Origin of the sequence: Acidihalobacter aeolianus, assembly GCF_001753165.1 — a bacterium.
GTDB lineage: Bacteria > Pseudomonadota > Gammaproteobacteria > DSM-5130 > Acidihalobacteraceae > Acidihalobacter > Acidihalobacter aeolianus.
This window is the reverse complement of sequence record NZ_CP017448.1, coordinates 3051146-3066947: the sequence shown is the minus strand read 5'-3', so window position 1 is coordinate 3066947 and position 15802 is coordinate 3051146. Positions and strand designations below refer to the sequence as shown.

General features: G+C 65.2%; 16 protein-coding genes and 1 pseudogene. 15 read left to right on the top strand and 2 right to left on the bottom strand.

Features of this window, described 5'->3' with window-relative positions:
- Positions 1–8: 8 nt before the first annotated feature.
- From BJI67_RS14305 to BJI67_RS14235, 15 genes and pseudogenes are all read left to right on the top strand, one after another.
- A complete protein-coding gene (locus tag BJI67_RS14305; protein ID WP_070073608.1) occupies positions 9–2687 on the top strand; it encodes a CsoS2 family carboxysome shell protein in 2679 nt (892 codons plus the stop codon).
- Between the two features lie 9 nt (positions 2688–2696).
- Positions 2697–4247: a carboxysome shell carbonic anhydrase gene (locus BJI67_RS14300; RefSeq protein ID WP_083250912.1), complete on the top strand. Its 1551-nt coding sequence runs from the start codon at positions 2697–2699 to the stop codon at positions 4245–4247.
- Between the two features lie 14 nt (positions 4248–4261).
- Entirely contained in the window at positions 4262–4510 is a 249-nt protein-coding gene (locus BJI67_RS14295) for a carboxysome peptide A (RefSeq protein ID WP_070073607.1), read from the top strand.
- Between the two features lie 9 nt (positions 4511–4519).
- Positions 4520–4759 (top strand): annotated as a pseudogene (locus BJI67_RS14290) (carboxysome peptide B); the annotation flags it as partial.
- Positions 4760–4864: 105 nt separating this feature from the next.
- Positions 4865–5161: a BMC domain-containing protein gene (locus BJI67_RS14285; RefSeq protein WP_070073605.1), complete on the top strand. Its 297-nt coding sequence runs from the start codon at positions 4865–4867 to the stop codon at positions 5159–5161.
- A 48-nt stretch (positions 5162–5209) separates the two neighbouring features.
- Positions 5210–5506: a BMC domain-containing protein gene (locus tag BJI67_RS14280; protein ID WP_070073604.1), complete on the top strand. Its 297-nt coding sequence runs from the start codon at positions 5210–5212 to the stop codon at positions 5504–5506.
- A 48-nt stretch (positions 5507–5554) separates the two neighbouring features.
- Positions 5555–5893 (top strand): BMC domain-containing protein, encoded by a 339-nt coding sequence (locus tag BJI67_RS14275; protein WP_070073603.1) that lies wholly within the window; start codon positions 5555–5557, stop codon positions 5891–5893.
- 8 nt (positions 5894–5901) lie between these two features.
- Complete coding sequence (locus tag BJI67_RS14270) at positions 5902–6351, top strand: ferritin-like domain-containing protein (protein ID WP_070073602.1); 450 nt, start codon at positions 5902–5904, stop codon at positions 6349–6351.
- Positions 6344–6616, top strand: coding sequence for a hypothetical protein (locus BJI67_RS14265; RefSeq protein WP_070074173.1), 273 nt, complete (start codon positions 6344–6346; stop codon positions 6614–6616). The genes BJI67_RS14270 and BJI67_RS14265 overlap by 8 nt, the downstream gene beginning before the upstream one ends.
- Before the next feature lie 2 nt (positions 6617–6618).
- Positions 6619–7254, top strand: a complete 636-nt coding sequence (gene parA / locus BJI67_RS14260; protein WP_070073601.1) for a ParA family partition ATPase — start codon at positions 6619–6621, stop codon at positions 7252–7254.
- On the top strand, positions 7251–7499 hold the full coding sequence (locus BJI67_RS14255; protein ID WP_070073600.1) for a hypothetical protein: 249 nt from the start codon (positions 7251–7253) through the stop codon (positions 7497–7499). Before parA ends, BJI67_RS14255 begins: the two co-directional genes overlap by 4 nt.
- A 50-nt stretch (positions 7500–7549) precedes the next feature.
- The gene (locus BJI67_RS14250; protein WP_083250911.1) at positions 7550–8488 is read left to right on the top strand and encodes a CbbQ/NirQ/NorQ/GpvN family protein; all 939 of its coding nucleotides are present in this window, start codon (positions 7550–7552) and stop codon (positions 8486–8488) included.
- A 13-nt stretch (positions 8489–8501) separates the two neighbouring features.
- Positions 8502–10859: a nitric oxide reductase activation protein NorD gene (locus BJI67_RS14245; RefSeq protein ID WP_070073599.1), complete on the top strand. Its 2358-nt coding sequence runs from the start codon at positions 8502–8504 to the stop codon at positions 10857–10859.
- Between the two features lie 5 nt (positions 10860–10864).
- A complete protein-coding gene (locus BJI67_RS14240; protein ID WP_070073598.1) occupies positions 10865–11506 on the top strand; it encodes a BMC domain-containing protein in 642 nt (213 codons plus the stop codon).
- Between the two features lies 1 nt (position 11507).
- Positions 11508–12338, top strand: a complete 831-nt coding sequence (locus BJI67_RS14235) for a S1 family peptidase (protein ID WP_070073597.1) — start codon at positions 11508–11510, stop codon at positions 12336–12338.
- Positions 12339–12353: 15 nt separating this feature from the next.
- Here BJI67_RS14235 and BJI67_RS14230 read toward each other — a convergent pair whose 3' ends face one another.
- Both BJI67_RS14230 and BJI67_RS14225 read right to left on the bottom strand, forming a co-directional pair.
- Positions 12354–12680 carry a P-II family nitrogen regulator gene (locus tag BJI67_RS14230; protein ID WP_070073596.1) on the bottom strand — a complete coding sequence of 109 codons (327 nt, stop codon included), beginning with the start codon at positions 12678–12680 and terminating at the stop codon, positions 12354–12356.
- Positions 12677–15799: a DUF2309 domain-containing protein gene (locus BJI67_RS14225; RefSeq protein WP_070073595.1), complete on the bottom strand. Its 3123-nt coding sequence runs from the start codon at positions 15797–15799 to the stop codon at positions 12677–12679. Before BJI67_RS14225 ends, BJI67_RS14230 begins: the two co-directional genes overlap by 4 nt.
- Positions 15800–15802: the final 3 nt, after the last annotated feature.

Sequence of the window (15802 nt, the reverse complement as noted above, 5' to 3'; positions counted from 1 at the left end):
TGAACGATATGACGCACAATCAGCCTGAAAGTCATGCCGAGGCGCGGCTGTCCGGCCGCGAATTGGCACGCCAGCGCCGGAAGGCGATGGCGTCGCAGGGCAAGACCGCAGTCAAGCCTGCGCGTCAGCCTGCGAGCCGGGTGACGCCCCCGCCGTCTGCCGCCAGAACGGTTGCGCCAGCATCGGCTGTTCCCGGTACCGCCACGGCTGCCGCCGAATCGTCGGGGCGTGTCATGGCACGCCAGCGCCGAGAGGCGATGTCGCGCAGCGGCAAAGCGGAGCTGCCGAAGGCGCGTGCCGGAAGTCGCCCGACGCGTGCGGCCAGGAATACCGTGGCCGCTCCGGTCAGGGATGCAGGCTGTTCGTGTGGCTGCAAGACATCGAGCGACGACATGCCGGCCAAACCCGCTGCACAGAGTAGCGAGCGCCGTGTTGCCGCGGCGGCCGGGTCTGCCGCGCTAACGCCCAAGGAGATCTCTGCGCGCCTGGTGAAAAATCATGCGCACAGCAGCGGTCGAGACGTGGCACTGGCCCGCCGCAAGGCGTTGGCTGAGGAGGGCAAGGCCGGTCTCAGGCGTGCGACGCAGGCGACCAAGATCGCAAAATACCTGCCCGAGAAGGACTGGCGTGTGGCCATCGCCAAGGGCGTCAACGGCCGCCAGGTGGCGATGCAGCGACGCAAGGTGCGCGCGCTGACCGGGCGCGGAGAAGAGCAGACTTCCGCCGAAGGGCGCAAGACCGCCTCGCGGCGTTCGGCGCGAGCGCTCAAGGCGCCGCAGAAGGTCGAGCAGGGCCACACCCTGGCCGGCAGCGGCGTGACCGGCACCATGGTCGAGCGCATCGCCCAGGTTACGGGCAACGAGGCCGGTTCCTGCCGCGCCGTCACCGGCACCGAGTACATCGGCCTCGAGCAGTTCGATGCATTCTGCAAGACTCGCCCCGAGGCGAATCCCGCCAAGGTGACGTTGAGTCGTACCCTGCACGGGCGCTCCGTGTCCGGCACGGACGTGAGCCCCGACGACGACGTGACCGGCAATGAATACGGTGCCTGCCGCGAGGTTACGGGTACGCAATATCTGTCGGCCGACCACTTCGAGCGTTTCTGCCCGACGCGTCCCAAGCCACCCGCCGCAAAGGTAGGCGCAACGCAGACGCAGAAGGGCAAGACCATGACCGGCACGATGGTGAATTCTGAAAGCCAGGTGACCGGTGGCGAAGCCGGCGCGACCCGCGCGATCACCGGTACCCGCTATGCGCGCAACACGGCCAAGGCTGCTCCCGAGAAGGTTGCTGTCAGCCACACAGCTGGCGGGAGTCAGGTTACGGGTACGTCGGTCGGCCATTCGTCGCGCGTGACCGGCGACGAATCCGGTGCCTGCCGTACAGTGAGCGGCAGCGAATACCTGAGTGCTGAACAGTATGCCGAGTTCTGCGCCAGCGAGGCCCCGCGCCAGCCGCGCAAGGTCAGTGTCATGTCCACACCGAATGCGCAGCCCGTTACCGGGACTTCGGTCGGACGGGATCAGAAGGTGACCGGCAGCGAGCCAGGTTCCTGCCGTGCGATCACCGGAACGCCGTACTTCAATAGCCAGGATTTCGGCGACGCCTGCGCGGTTGAGGCACCGGCCAAGGTCGGTGACGGCTTCACCCGTACCGGAACCCGTGTGTCCGGAACCGAGGTGCATTCCAACCCAAAAATGACCGGTGACGAGGAAGGTCGGTGCGCCCTCGTCACCGGAACCGACTATGTCGGCGCGCAGGATCTTCAGTCCCCCTGCGCGGACAGCACCCCGGCGGACCTGGCTGTGGCCAAGGTCGCATCTGATCGCACCTGGCAGGGCGAGGTCGTGACTGGATCCTCAGTCGGCCGCTCGCGGAAGATGACGGGCGACGAATACGGCGCCTGTGCGCCAATCAGTGGGACGCCGTATATCGGCCAGGGTCAGTACGCGCAGTTCTGCGAGCCGCAGAATGCGGAAGCGCAGCTGGCGCGCGTGCCGACCCACGGCATCGTGTCGGCCGCCGACATCACCGGAGATCGGCCTGGCGCCGGTGGTTCGGTGATGACCGGCGACGAGCGCGGTGCCTGCGAACCGGTGACCGGAACGCCGTACCTTGGTGTCGACAACATGTCGGCGGAGTGCGCGGTGGGCGGGGCTGCCAGCGGCCGCTTCGTCGGACGGAAGCCGGTTGTCGAGACGCCTCGTCCGCCCGCGCCGCAGGATTTCAGCGTGGCGTCGCCGGCGCGACAGGCGCTTGAACAGCGCAGCGGCATGATAACCGGTGCGCAGATGAACAACGACCGCATCACCGGCAGTGTCAGTCGCGCCCAGGGCTTGATCACGGGCACTCCGGAGTTTCGTCAGCGTGAAACCGTTGGTCTGGCGGCCCAGGCGGTGCAGGCGCAGGAAGAGGTGCGCCAACGCCTGACCGGCGAAGCTGGCGAGCGCAGCGGCCGTATTACGGGCGATGCCTGGAGCATGCAGCAGCGGGTGACCGGTACGGAGGGGTATTTCTCGGCCATGCGCAATCCGACGATGCGCGGCAACCCGCGGGGCACGGGCCGTAACGCGCAGGCGTACCGCGATATCGAGCGTCCCGAAGTGCCGGAAAGCCCGGTCACGGGGTCGGCCGGTGCGGCCAAGCGTGGCGCCGTGGTCACCGTTTCCGGCGGCGCGCGCGGCTAGGGCGGCATCATGCGCACGCGTGCCCAACAACGCCAGCTGGCACAGCGAACCAGGCAGCCGCATGCCCTGGGTATGCCCGCCGGGACGCTGCTGAGCGGCAGCGCAGGCCGCGCCGCAGCGCGCGTGGTGCTGGCCAATCCGGCGTGTGACCTGAATGGGCGCCAGCCCTGCGAACATGCGCTGGTGGATCGTGCGTTGAACCAGGCGCTGCATGGTTACGAGGCCATGCTGCAGGCACGCTTCGACGATGTCGAGGCGGTGTTGCGCGGTATCGCCGAGCTGCCTCGCGGCGAAGGTTTCGCTGCACAGGCACAGGAGCTGGCGCATGCGAGACTCGGCTGCGAATTGCCGGAGGCCTTGTTGCAGGGCTCGTGGATGGCTGGGGTGGATATGGCGGCGCTATACGCGCACGGCCTGTTCGCTGCCTGCCGACGCAGCGTGGCGCAGGCGCCGCGCGAGCAGGCCGATTGGCTGGCGGGAATGGCCATAGACGACGCCTTCATCGGCGACTGCGGCTACCACACGCTGGACATCACGCCCTGTGCGGATGGACGGCTGCAGGGGGTGCTCCCGTTCGTGTTCAGGATTGCCCCGACGAGCGAGGCCGTGTTGCTCAAGGCCTATGCGGGCGCGCTGTTCGACATTGAGATCGATATGACCGATTGGACGCAGCGCGAGCTGATGCAACGCCTGAACGGCCGCCAGGGAACTCGCTATCTGAAGATGGCGGTTTACCACTACAGCAGTTCTGCGCCATCCAGCGAGGGCTGCGCAGCGCATGGCAGCAACGAGGACGCAGCGCGTGACGCGGCGGCAGCGCGGTTGAATCAGCTGCGCACCGGCATCATGCAGGCCTTCGGTGTGGGTCTGGGGCCGGACGTTCTGCTGCTCGGCATCGATACGGATCTGGACGCCATCCGTGTGCACCTGCCCGGTGCCCAGGGCGAGCCGCTTACCACGCTCACGGTGGAGGCTGCTCAGGTTTACCGCGAGACACTGGGGATGGCTGTGGAGCAAGCTAGCAAGCATATCGCGGACACCATCGAGCAGGCGGCGGCGGGGGTGCGCAGCAGTGCCAGTGTTGGGTTGAAGCGGCTGATCGCACGCCTTCTGGAAGCGAATCTGTCGCAGATCGAATATGTGATCCAGCACCACGAAGGACGTTACGAACGGCTCGGCCACGGCGAACGTTTCATTTGCGTGGGCGACCCGATCGACGAATTGCAGATGCGGAATCTCTATTACTTCGCGCATCTGGACACTCTGGAAGAGGGTGCCGCCTGCGTCGACGTCGGCGTACATATCTTCGAGAAGCTGAATCTGTCGCGCGGCTATCCCGTACCGGTGATCGTGCACTTCAGTTACGCCTCGGTCATACCCGGCGCTCGTGAGCGGGCCGTCGAACGCTGCGAACGGGTGATGCGGGGCATTACCGCTCGCTATCGCGGTCAGGTTCCGGAAGGTGCGCTGAAGTTCGGACTGTGTGTGTCCGACGCGACCGGAGACGAACGTCTGGGCCTGGTGCGCGAATGCGGTACCGGCACGCAGGCTGTGAATTAGGAAGGGGCGGTTCGATGAAGATTATGCGGGTCGTAAAAACCCTGGTATCCACCAACCGCATCGACACGATGGGGCACAGGCCGCTGCTGGTCGTGCAGGAGAAGGAAGGCAGCGCACCCAGCGTGGCGGTCGACGCGGTCGGTTGCGTGCCGGGCGATTGGGTGATTTGCGTCGGCTCGTCGGCGGCACGCGATGCGGCCGGGGCCAAGGATTACCCGTCCGACCTGACCATCGTCGGCATCATCGACCACTGGGCTCCGTGAGGAGAGGGCATGGAGATCATGCGCGTGAAGGACGAACTGGTCTGCACCCGGCGCGTTCCGGGGCTCGGCAGCGAGGATCTGCGGATTCTGGAGTCGCAGAGCGGTGCCCTGTCCGTCGCGGTCGACCCGGTCGGTGCGCCCGCGGGGAGCTGGGTGTTCACGACGAGTGGCAGTGCTGCGCGTTATGCGCTCAAGAACCCGGAGACCCTGACGGATCTGACCATCTGCGGGATTATCGACCAGTGGGAGGTTACCGCGGCCGAAGGTTGAAGCCCGAATTTGAAACGGGCGCTGTTGCCGGCGGGATGTTATCGGTTTTGTTGAATCATTGTTGACACGAGAGGAGATTGACACATGGCGGATTACAACGGAATTGCGTTGGGCATGATCGAAACCCGCGGTCTGGTGCCGGCGATCGAGGCGGCGGACGCGATGACCAAGGCGGCGGAAGTTCGCCTGATTGGCCGTCAGTTCGTGGGTGGCGGCTACGTGACCGTGCTGGTGCGCGGCGAGACGGGCGCGGTGAACGCGGCGGTTCGCGCCGGCGCCGATGCCTGCGAGCGCGTGGGCGACGGTCTGGTTGCGGCGCACATCATTGCGCGCGTGCACAACGAAGTCGAAGGCATCCTGCCGAAGGCGCCTAGCGCCTGAAGCCCATAAAAAAACTGATTTCAATAACAACTGCTTGAGGAAACGAAAATGGCTGATTACAGCGGAGTAGCGTTGGGCATGATCGAGACCCGCGGCCTGGTGCCGGCGATCGAGGCGGCGGACGCGATGACCAAGGCGGCGGAAGTTCGCCTGATCGGTCGTCAGTTCGTGGGCGGCGGCTACGTGACCGTGCTGGTGCGCGGCGAGACGGGCGCGGTGAACGCGGCGGTTCGCGCCGGCGCCGATGCCTGCGAGCGCGTGGGCGACGGTTTGGTTGCGGCGCACATCATTGCGCGCGTGCACAACGAAGTCGAAGGCATTCTGCCGAAGGCGCCGGGCGAGTAATCGCAAAGCGCCGTCTGCGTAGACAACGATTGATCGAGGAATGAACGTATGGCGGACTACAGCGGAGTAGCGCTGGGCATGATCGAGACCCGCGGCCTGGTGCCGGCGATCGAGGCGGCGGACGCGATGACCAAGGCGGCGGAAGTTCGCCTGATTGGCCGTCAGTTCGTGGGTGGCGGCTACGTGACCGTGCTGGTGCGCGGCGAGACGGGCGCGGTGAACGCGGCGGTTCGCGCCGGCGCCGATGCCTGCGAGCGCGTGGGCGACGGCCTGGTTGCGGCGCACATCATTGCGCGCGTGCACAACGAAGTCGAAGGCATCCTGCCGAAGGCGCCCGACGCTGTAGGCGGCGGTCGCGACAGCGAGATCGTTTCGACGCGTAGCTGAGTGGCACCATGAACCGCAGAGTCGATCCGCGCACGCTCGGTTGGTTGAATCGCGCACTCAGTCACGAGATGTGCGCGGTTCAACAGTATCTCGCGCAAAGTGTGCTGGCGCGGCTTTGGGGGGACGAGGCGCTCTCCCGCGAACTGCATCAGGAGTGCGTGGAGGAGCTGAGTCACGCTGCGCGGCTGATGGAGCGGCTGATTCTGGAGGGTGTGGCGCCGGGCGCGGGTACGCTGCCGCCGGCACGTCTGGGGCGTGAGGTGCCAGCCTTGCTGGAGGCGGACCGCGCTCTGGAGATCAATGCGGTACGACTGTATGAGGCAGCCCTGGCTCATGCGCGCAAGGTGGGCGATACCGCGGCTGAACGCTTGTTTGCACAGCTGCTCGAGGAAGAGGCCGAGCATGTTCGTGAACTCGATCGTATCGGCAGTCCGGGCACGGAGGATGGACATGGCTGAAAATCTCCCAGCGGGTTGGTCGATCAATGGCAACGGCGCGGAGAAAAGCTGGTTCAGGCGTTTCGAGTTTCCCGAATACGCGCGTTTGCGCCGGTTCCTCGATGGGCTGGCCGAACTGGCCGAGGCGACGGGCGTGCATCCCGATAACATCGGTTTCGGCAAGGACTACGCCAATGTTTCACTGACGGTGCCGTCTTCGGAGGAAGAACAGGCGCGTCTTGGCGACTTCGTTAGCCGGCTGGACAGGCTGTTCGAGGAAAACTGAAAGTGAGGCCAAGGCACTACATCGCCGTGATCAACCAGAAAGGCGGGGTAGGCAAGACAACCTTGGCCGTCAACCTCGCGGCCGGTTTTGCACTGCGCATGCCGACCGTGCTGGTCGATCTTGATCCGCAGGGGACGGCAGCCGCCTGGGCCTCGCTGGCGACAGACCCGCTGCCGATGCAGGTACGCCATCTGGCCGATGGATTCGATGCGCGCGAACCATTGGCGACGGGTGAGGAAGTGCAGGCGGTGCTGGTGGACTGCCCGCCTACTCTGGACAGTACCGCAGTGGTTGAGGTGTTGCAGGCGGTCGACAAGGTCCTGATCCCGGTCATGCCGTCGCCATTGGATCTGTGGTCCAGCCTGCGTCTGGCCGAGGCCGTGGAGGCTGCTCAGCAGGTCAACCGGAAGCTGCAGGCGCGGCTGCTGATCAACCAGATGGAGACGCGCAGTGCGCTGTCAGGCGCCATGGAAGGGGCATTACGGGAATTTTCCATCCCCACGCTGCGTACCGCCGTGCGCCGCCGCGCGGTGTACCGCAGCACGGCGATGGACGGACTGACGGTGTTCCAGGCAGGCAAGCTCGGCGCGCCGGCGCGCGCGGAAATCAACGCGATTATCGACGAGGTGCAGGCATGACCAGTATCAGCGACAAATTGAGCGCCAGCGTGCGCAAGGCCAAGGCGCAGACCAGCGAGGAGGCCAAACCGGCGGAGACCGCCGCGAAACCTGCTGCCAAGGCGGCCCCGAAACGGGCGGCTGCGTCGAGTCCGGCACGTCGTGCTCCGGCCAAGAGCGCGGCCAAGCCTGCTTCGAGCGCCAAGCCTTCCAGCCCCAAGGCCTCGCAGGACGAACTTTTCCCGACGCGGGTCTGGCCCGACTGAAACGCGGTAGCCTCCCTACGCCACACGCACGATAGCGAAACGGACTTACCATGCGCAGATTCACACCCAAGCAATTGCAGGCACAACACCGTCGATCCGGCAGCAAGCCGGCATCTGCTCAGACGCCGACAGCGGCACCGCAGGGCGGCAGCCTCCCAGCCTCGAACACCACGGCACCCGCGTCGGGCGATGAACATCTGTCCGCCTACCGTGTCGCTCAGGAGCCTTACTACCGCTCGGTGGGCGATGAGGTGGCCATGTACGAGGCGGCCTACGAAATCCGCATGCCGATGATGCTCAAGGGGCCGACAGGTTGCGGCAAGACGCGCTTCGTCGAATACATGGCCTGGAAGCTTGGCCGGCCTCTGGTCACCGTGTCCTGCAACGAGGACATGACCGCCTCCGATCTGCTCGGGCGCTACCTGCTCGATGCCAACGGCACTCGCTGGCAGGACGGTCCGCTCACACTGGCCGCGCGCTACGGCGCGATCTGCTACCTGGACGAGGTGGTAGAGGCGCGGCAGGACACCACGGTCGCCATTCATCCGCTGACCGATGCGCGCCGCATCCTGCCTCTGGACAAGAAGGGCGAAGTGGTCAAGGCACACCCGGATTTCCAGCTCGTCGTGTCCTACAACCCAGGCTACCAGTCGGTGATGAAGGACCTCAAGCAGTCGACCAAGCAGCGCTTCGCGGCGCTCGACTTCGACTACCCCGAACACGACATCGAAGTCGAGATCGTGGTGCATGAGTCGGGCGTGGATGCCGATACGGCGTCCAAGTTGGTGCATATCGCCGAGCGCGCACGCAATCTCAAGGGACACGGCCTCGACGAAGGACTTTCCACGCGCATGCTGACCTATGCGGGCTCGCTGATCGCCAAGGGCATCGATCCGCTCAAGGCCTGCAGGGTCGCGCTGGTGCGACCGATCACCGACGACCTCGACATGCGGGATGCGCTGGATGCCGCGGTGACGACGTACTTCTAGCCGGCATCCTGGCATGAGCATCCGTCTGGAAGACCAAAGCGCGTTGCTCGACGCGCTGTCCGAGCACGCTGCTTCGTTGCTGCGCGACAACTGGGCCGAAGCGACGCGGACGTTCTCCGGTGCCGGCCTGCGCAACTACCTGCGCGGCGTCGAAGCGCTCAATGATCTCGGCCGAACGGAAAGCCTGCTGTTCAGCTACATCGAGAAGGCCCCCCAACTGGCACGCGCGATCGGCGAGGACAGCGTCCCGACGCTGATCGAATTCGTGCTCGCGATGGCCTCGAAGACCTCAGGCGAGGTGCTCGGACTGCTGGTGGACAAGGCCCCGGCCGCGGCGGCTCGGCTGGGAGACGCCGCGGTGTTCGAGCAGTTTCTCGATCTGATGTCCTATGTGGCGGCCAATGCGCCGCGCGGCATGCGCCCGCTGCTGGAACACCTCGACCGCCTGTTCGGCCAGCTCACGCTGGGCGGTCTGCGCCGCTGGGTGCAGTGGGGCATCAAGACCTACCCCAACGACATCGAGGGGCAGAACCGCTATTTTTCGCTGAAAAGCCCGGATGCGCTGAGCGTGCTTCAGCGCGAACGCAAGGGCACGGTGTTCATCGACGTGCAGCGGCGTCTCAATATGTACCTGCGGGCGATCTGGGGACGCGACTTCTTCATGCGCCCGACCGCCGGCGATTATGAGGATCGCGAGGGCCTGCGGCCGTTCATCGAGCGTTATGTAATCCATATCGCGGATGCCTACGACGACTACAAGGCACTGGGCGACGATACGCCGGAAGATGAGATCGTGAGCGGCCTGGACATCTATCGCGCCGCCGCGAATCACTGCGCAGCGCATCTCGTCTTCACCCGCGAGCGCTTGTCGGACGAGGACCTCGGTGCGCTCGAACGCGCGGTCTGCGAGCTGATCGAGGACGCGCGGGTGGAAACCCTGGCCATTGCGCGCTATCCGAACATGCGCAACACCTGGTTGGCGCTGCATCCCGTGCCGGTGCCCGGCGAGCCGGCGACGGTCGGTGAGCTCCTGCATCGGCTCGCCTATGGCCTGTTGGACGCGGACTATGCAGATCCGCATCCCTGGGTGGCGGATGCAGTGGCGCGTTTCCGAGGTCTATCGTCGCTGGAGGACGGCAAGCTCAGCCTCGAAATCGGCATCCCGCTCGCCGCGTCGCTGGTCGAGTTGGATCTCCCGCCTTTTCATCCCGAGCGCGATCGCCAGCGTGCGATCTACCGCGACGACAATCGCTGTATCTGGGTCAGCGGCGAATACGACGCCGAAGTGGCATTGATGGCGACCTGGGAGGCCAAGCAGCAGCGCCGCGACGTCAGCATCCTTGAGATGGTGAACGCCGTCGATGTGGAATATGCCGGCGACGATGCCGAGGAAGTCTGGGTGCTGGGCACCGAGTTTCTGCTCGACGACGGCACCTCGCTCAACGAGCTCGAGGGCGGGCAGCCGGTCCGGCACCCAGTCCACTACCACGAGTGGGACTACCAGATTCAGCTCGAGCGTCCGGAGTGGGCCACGGTGATCGAGCGTCGTCCGCCGATGGGCGACATCGCCGATATCGAACAGGTACTCGACGAGCTCAAGCCGACCGTATCGCGGCTTAAGCACCGCATCGAATCGCTGGTGCCGCAGGGCATGCAGCGTATCCGTCGGCTCGAGGACGGCGACGAACTGGACGTGGACGCCGCGGTGCGCGCGATGATCGATCTGCGCACCGGAATGCAGCCAGACCCGCGGGTGATGATGCGCAACAAGCTGCACACGCGCGACGTCGGCGTGCTCATTCTGCTCGACGTGTCCGAGTCGGCCAACGACCCGATCCCGGGCGGCGGCGGCGAGGAGACCATCCTCTCGCTGACCCGCAAGGCCTGCCTGGTGCTCGCCGAGGCTCTGCAGAAGATCGGCGATCCCTTTGCGCTGCATGCCTTTTCGTCGGATGGCCGTCACGACGTGCGCTATCAACGCATCAAGGATTTCGGCCATCCCTACGACGACATGGGCAAGGCGCGGCTGGCCGGAATGACGGCCGGCTACTCGACCCGCCTGGGCACCGCGATGCGCCATGCCGGCAGCTACCTGCGCACGCTCGCGCGGGAGAAGAAGCTGCTGCTCGTGATCACCGACGGCGAACCTGCCGACGTGGACGTGCGCGACCCGCAGTATCTGCGCCAGGATGCGCGCTACGCGGTCGACGAACTGCGCCGCGCGGGCATCGTAACCTACGGCCTGAGCCTGGACCCCTACGCCGACCAGTACGTCTCCCAAATCTTCGGCATCGGCCGCTATGCCGTGCTCGATAATGTCGAGCGGCTTCCCGAGAAGCTGTCGACCCTGTACATGGGCCTGACGCAATGAACCCCATGAACATCGAGCTACGCACCTTCGTATTCATCGACGCGCTGCAGCCGCAGCTTGCCTCCTACCTCGCGACCTCATCGCAGGGCTTCCTGCCGATTCCCGGCGATGCCTGCCTGTGGGTCGAGGTCGCTCCGGGCATGGCGGTGCATCGTCTGTCCGATCTCGCGCTGAAGTCGACCAACGTGCGCATGGGGCAGCAGGTGGTGGAACGCTCGTTCGGTTCGATGGAGATCCACTATCGCAACCAGAGCGAGGTGAGGGCGGCGGGCGATGCCATCCTCGGCCAGCTCGGCACGGGCGTCGAACAGCGCATGGGCTGTACCATCCCGTGGCTCGAGATCATCCGCTCTATCACCCCCGACCATGCCACGCTGATCAACCGTCAGCAGCGCCAGGGTTCCATGATCCTGCCCGGCAAGTGCCTGTTCATCATGGAAACCCAGCCGGCGGGCTATGTGGTGCACGCGGCCAACGAGGCGGAAAAGGCGGCGCACGTCACCCTGGTCGACGTGAAACCCTTCGGCAACTTCGGGCGCCTGACCATGATGGGCAACGACGCCGAGGTCGAGCAGGCCGCCGAGGCCGCGCGACGTGCGGTCGAGTCGATCAATCAGCGGGCCAGACCGCCGGCACAGACGGACTGAAATGCGTATCGACACGCTCGCCAAGCGACTGATGTTCAACACCGTGCGCGTAGACACGGTGCTGGAGGACGGCAGTCAAGGTTCGGGGACGGGCTTCGTGGTGTCCCACCAGGGGCCGCATGGGTTGCGCCGCTTCATCGTCACCAATCGGCATCTGGTCGAGGACGTGCGCAGCGGTGGCCTGGTCTTCACGCAGGGCCGCGACGGACAGCCGCTGATCGGCACGCGTTTCGAACTTGAGATCGAGGAGTTCCCGCACGCCTGGTTCCTGCACCCCGATCCGGAGGTGGATCTGGCCATCGTGCCGATGGCACCGCTCGAGCGGGCCGCGCGCGAACAGGGCGTGCAGCTTTACTACCACGGTATCGATACCGCGCTGGTGCCGGATGCGGCTACCGTCGGCGCCTTCGACGCGCTCGAAGAGGTGCTGTTCATCGGCTATCCGAACGGCGTGTGGGACCACGTCAATCTGCTGCCGATCCAGCGCCGCGGCACCACCGCAACGCCGGTCGGCATGGATTTCGAGGGACGCCCAGAATTTCTGATCGACGCCGCGGTGTACCCGGGTTCCAGCGGCAGCCCGGTGTTCCTGTTCCGTCCCGAGGGCGTATCGCCAGCGGGTGGCGCGCGCGCGCCGCTGTACTTCTTGGGCGTGATCGCCGCGGTCTTCTTCCGCGAGGAGGAGAATCAGCTGGTGGCGGGGCCCGTGCCCGCATCCACCCAGCCCTGCGGCGTGGTGCGGCAGTCGGAGATGATCGACCTGGGTCTGGTGATCAAGTCCAAGGTCGTGGTCGAACTGATCGAGGAATATTGCCGCCGCTGGCGGGAGTGAGCGTCACTCCGTCGGCTAGTCGGCGAACTTCACCAGGCGGCTCACCTGGATGTCGGAGATGAAGATCACGCCGGAGTGCTGATTGAAGAACGGCGTGAAGCCCTCGAGGATCGGCTCGACCAGGCTTTCCGACACGGCGGTGATGATCATCACCAGCACGTCGTCCTCGTTGAACATCACGTGTCCCTCGTAGAAGCCGTGACTGCCCTTGCCGGATAGCTGGTTGACGATGGTGTAGCCCTTCACGCCGGCGCGGTCGAGCAGGTCGGTGGCGAACTCCATGTGCTCGCCCTCGAGAATGATTTCCAGTTTTTTCAGGGAGCTCAGGTTCAGGTTTTTCATCGCGCTGCACTCTCAAGTAGTGGTGTTGCTGAATCGGAGGTGGGCGGGGCGTATTCTGACCATTCGCGCCGCGCGTCGTCGAAGTGGTGCGTGGTACCGGTCTCCGGGTCCACGACCAGCAGCCTTACCCAGCCGTTGTGGACCAGGGACTTGACCGAGGCCACCGCGTTCAGCGCGTCGCAGGCGTGCGCGAAGGGAGCCTCGATGACACAGATCAGACGCACAGGGTCGTGGTAAGGGCGTCCGTCCTTGAGCACGGTCTGTGCGGGCAGGCCGGTGCGCAGATCGCCGATGTTGCCGCTCATCACCGCAAACCTGCCCGCCACGTTGTGATAGACCTTGCTGCCGCTGCCGTAGTGCTCGTTGTCGACGGCGGAGAAATAGTGCTCCATGTTGATCCATTGGCCGACGACCAGGGGACCGGTCAGGATGTTCTCCAGCAGGCGGCGCCGCGGGTCCACGCGCCAGTCGTAGGAATGCAGGAAGGCGCGGGCCTGCAGCGAGGTGCCCTGGGTCAGCTGGCGGCGTCCGATGATGAAATAGGCGTTGCGAGACAAGCCCCATTCCGGTCGTACCTGCGACCAGTCCATGGCATTGCGCCGGGCCAGCTTTTCCGCCTTGCCGGCATCGGGTGGCGCCGGTAGCTGGACCAGTGTGGGAATGCGTTCCTGCGCACTGAGGCGCGAGGCGGCCCGCAGGCCCTTGCGCAGACGGTCGATGTAAAGCAGGTGTCCCGCCGGCAGCAGTTCCACGTCGTGCAGGACGATCTCGTCGGTCGTGGTGTTGTGAATCGCGGGGATGAACCAGGTGTCTTCCGGGATGTCGATGCCCCGTTCGCGTAGGCGGTTGCGGATTTCCGGCTTGTTCGCCATGTGCGCCAGTGCGCGCGCGTTGTTGATGCCCAGGTTGCCGCCGCAGGCGCCGCAGTCGAGGGCGGACTCGTAAGGGTTGTTGTGCGACTGGCTGCCATGCCCGACGAGGAGCACGAAGCGGGAGAAATTGCCCGTGAGACCGATGGAACTCAGGGCCTGCACGACGAAGCGGGTCTGTTCGCGCAACGAGAAGCCGATCCGCGCCAGCTGCTCCATCTGGCGCGAGGCCTCTCCGCGGTTGATGCGGTAGTGCTCGCGCAGCCTGTGCAGCAGAGCATCGAGCTGTTGGGTGCTGACGTCGAGCCGGGTCTGTAGTTCGGGGCTGGCAGGCTGGTGTTCGAGTGCAGCCTCGCGCAGTTCGCGAGTCACGTCGTCGGGAATGGATTCGTCCTGTCGGCCAAGCTCCTGTCTGAGGGCGATCACGATCAGGGCGCGTTGCACCGCCCGAACGATGGAGTCGGCCTGCTCGCTGGTCAGCTTGTCGAGGAGCAGTCGGGTGGCCGGCTTCGGCGGCTGCAGGCGTTCGCGCCAGCGGTTGTACACGGCAGGAGCGAGGGTCTTGCCGAACATGTCGAAGCCGAATAGCAGGCCGACCGCCTCGACGGTTGCGAACGGCGCGACGATGGATTCCTTGAGTTCATGCAGCGCGTGTTCGAGTGCGCTCAGTGCGTGGTTTTCTTCGAGCTGGTCGATGCTCATCTCAAGCGTCAGGTTACGCGGGGTGACCACGGCAGGGCATAGATGCGCTTCACTGCCCTTGCCCAGTTCGATGAAGCTCATGGGGACGCCGAAGAAACCGGCGATGCCATAGGTCTGGTAATCGCCGATCGACTCGAGGCGGCGGCGGATGGGTTCGGAGCGTGTGTCGATGCAGAACAGTGCCTGTGCGAACGGGCGCTTGCCGGCGCTTTCGGTTGGCGGGGCGAGATTGAGGCCGTTCAGCAGCGACTCGGTGGCCGTCGCTTCCATTGCGCGCAGCCACAGCATGCCCTCGTTGCGTTCGAACTCGGCCAGAGTGTCTACCAGAGTTTCGATGGTCTCCGGAGGGATCGTACCGAGATCGACCCTCGCACCACTGGCAAGTTCGCGGACGCGGGCTGTCTGCTCCGCGATTTCATGCTCACGCAGGGTTTCGGCATAACGCTGGCAAAGCCTGGCTATGGTCTTGCCCGAGCCGCAGGCCAGGGTTTCCTCGATTTCCAGCGCGAATGCGGGCAGGATCTCACCGGTATTCAGTTCATGCTGGAGGAAGGCGCGCTCGGTGTCGGTGTCGATGAAGTCGTGAAGTGCGGTGGCGTCGACGCTGGCCCAGGGCAGACGTTTCTGGTGTTCCTGCAGCAGTGCCAGGCTGAGCGAGAGACGTAGGGCCAACAGGTCCACAAGGTCTGCGGGGTAGTTCTTCTGCCAGTGGTAGTTCTTGGTGTGCGCGCGCCAGCGAATGAAGCCAGCCCAGCCATGCAGCCGGGTCAGTTCGCGGGTGAAGTAATCGACCCAGCGCGACTCGGGGATTTTCAGCGCCTCCATGACCTGCGCAATCATGGTTTCGGGCTGTTGCGCGCGCGTGATCAGACGCTCCATGTCGAGACCGCGCAGCTTGAAGCGCAGGTTGTGCAGGGCGAGCTGCCGCCAGGCGCGGTATAGGCCTTCCTCGCGGTTGGGCATGCCCCAGGCCGACTGGCCTTCATCGAAAAAGTCCAGGCAGCTCTTGATCAGCAGGTCGTCGAGGGTGGAGCCGATATCGGTCGCGAACAGCGCATCGATGGCGTCATAGATCGGGCGGGCATGACCGAGCGATCGGTGGAGCAGTTCGCGCAGGATCTCGGGCAGTGGATGTGCCGGGTCAAGCGTCGGCTGATCCTGCAGGCGCAGGGCGATATCCGCATGGGAGGCGAGCTTGAGCTCGCCAGTGACCGGGCTGGCTACACGGGTGGCAAGGTGCAGCAGTAACGGCCTCAAGTCGGCTGCGATCCGCCTGTCTTCGCAGAAGGTCTCGATCTGTTCCGCAAGCCTAACCTGGTGAATCTTGCCTTCGGCGAGATAGCGCTGGTACTCCGTGCGCGGGAGATAGCCGCGGGCATGGAACAGCGCCTCGCCCCGGGCGACGGCTTGATCGAAGGGCAGGTGCTCCAGACCGTGCAGCGGGTTGTGGTGAATGAAGCTGCGCATGGGCCAGAAATTCGGGATCGCCTCGCCGGCCACGTAGACCATGGAGCGGATTTTGAGCGCCAGAGAGAGGGGAAGCGTCATCTC

Coding starts and splice junctions, on each gene's coding strand:
- BJI67_RS14305 (WP_070073608.1), top strand. CDS start 9: ATGACGCACAATCAGCCTGAAAGTCATGCCGAGGCGCGGCTGTCCGGC.
- BJI67_RS14300 (WP_083250912.1), top strand. CDS start 2,697: ATGCGCACGCGTGCCCAACAACGCCAGCTGGCACAGCGAACCAGGCAG.
- BJI67_RS14295 (WP_070073607.1), top strand. CDS start 4,262: ATGAAGATTATGCGGGTCGTAAAAACCCTGGTATCCACCAACCGCATC.
- BJI67_RS14285 (WP_070073605.1), top strand. CDS start 4,865: ATGGCGGATTACAACGGAATTGCGTTGGGCATGATCGAAACCCGCGGT.
- BJI67_RS14280 (WP_070073604.1), top strand. CDS start 5,210: ATGGCTGATTACAGCGGAGTAGCGTTGGGCATGATCGAGACCCGCGGC.
- BJI67_RS14275 (WP_070073603.1), top strand. CDS start 5,555: ATGGCGGACTACAGCGGAGTAGCGCTGGGCATGATCGAGACCCGCGGC.
- BJI67_RS14270 (WP_070073602.1), top strand. CDS start 5,902: ATGAACCGCAGAGTCGATCCGCGCACGCTCGGTTGGTTGAATCGCGCA.
- BJI67_RS14265 (WP_070074173.1), top strand. CDS start 6,344: ATGGCTGAAAATCTCCCAGCGGGTTGGTCGATCAATGGCAACGGCGCG.
- BJI67_RS14255 (WP_070073600.1), top strand. CDS start 7,251: ATGACCAGTATCAGCGACAAATTGAGCGCCAGCGTGCGCAAGGCCAAG.
- BJI67_RS14250 (WP_083250911.1), top strand. CDS start 7,550: ATGCGCAGATTCACACCCAAGCAATTGCAGGCACAACACCGTCGATCC.
- BJI67_RS14245 (WP_070073599.1), top strand. CDS start 8,502: ATGAGCATCCGTCTGGAAGACCAAAGCGCGTTGCTCGACGCGCTGTCC.
- BJI67_RS14240 (WP_070073598.1), top strand. CDS start 10,865: ATGAACATCGAGCTACGCACCTTCGTATTCATCGACGCGCTGCAGCCG.
- BJI67_RS14235 (WP_070073597.1), top strand. CDS start 11,508: ATGCGTATCGACACGCTCGCCAAGCGACTGATGTTCAACACCGTGCGC.
- BJI67_RS14230 (WP_070073596.1), bottom strand. CDS start 12,680: ATGAAAAACCTGAACCTGAGCTCCCTGAAAAAACTGGAAATCATTCTC.
- BJI67_RS14225 (WP_070073595.1), bottom strand. CDS start 15,799: ATGACGCTTCCCCTCTCTCTGGCGCTCAAAATCCGCTCCATGGTCTAC.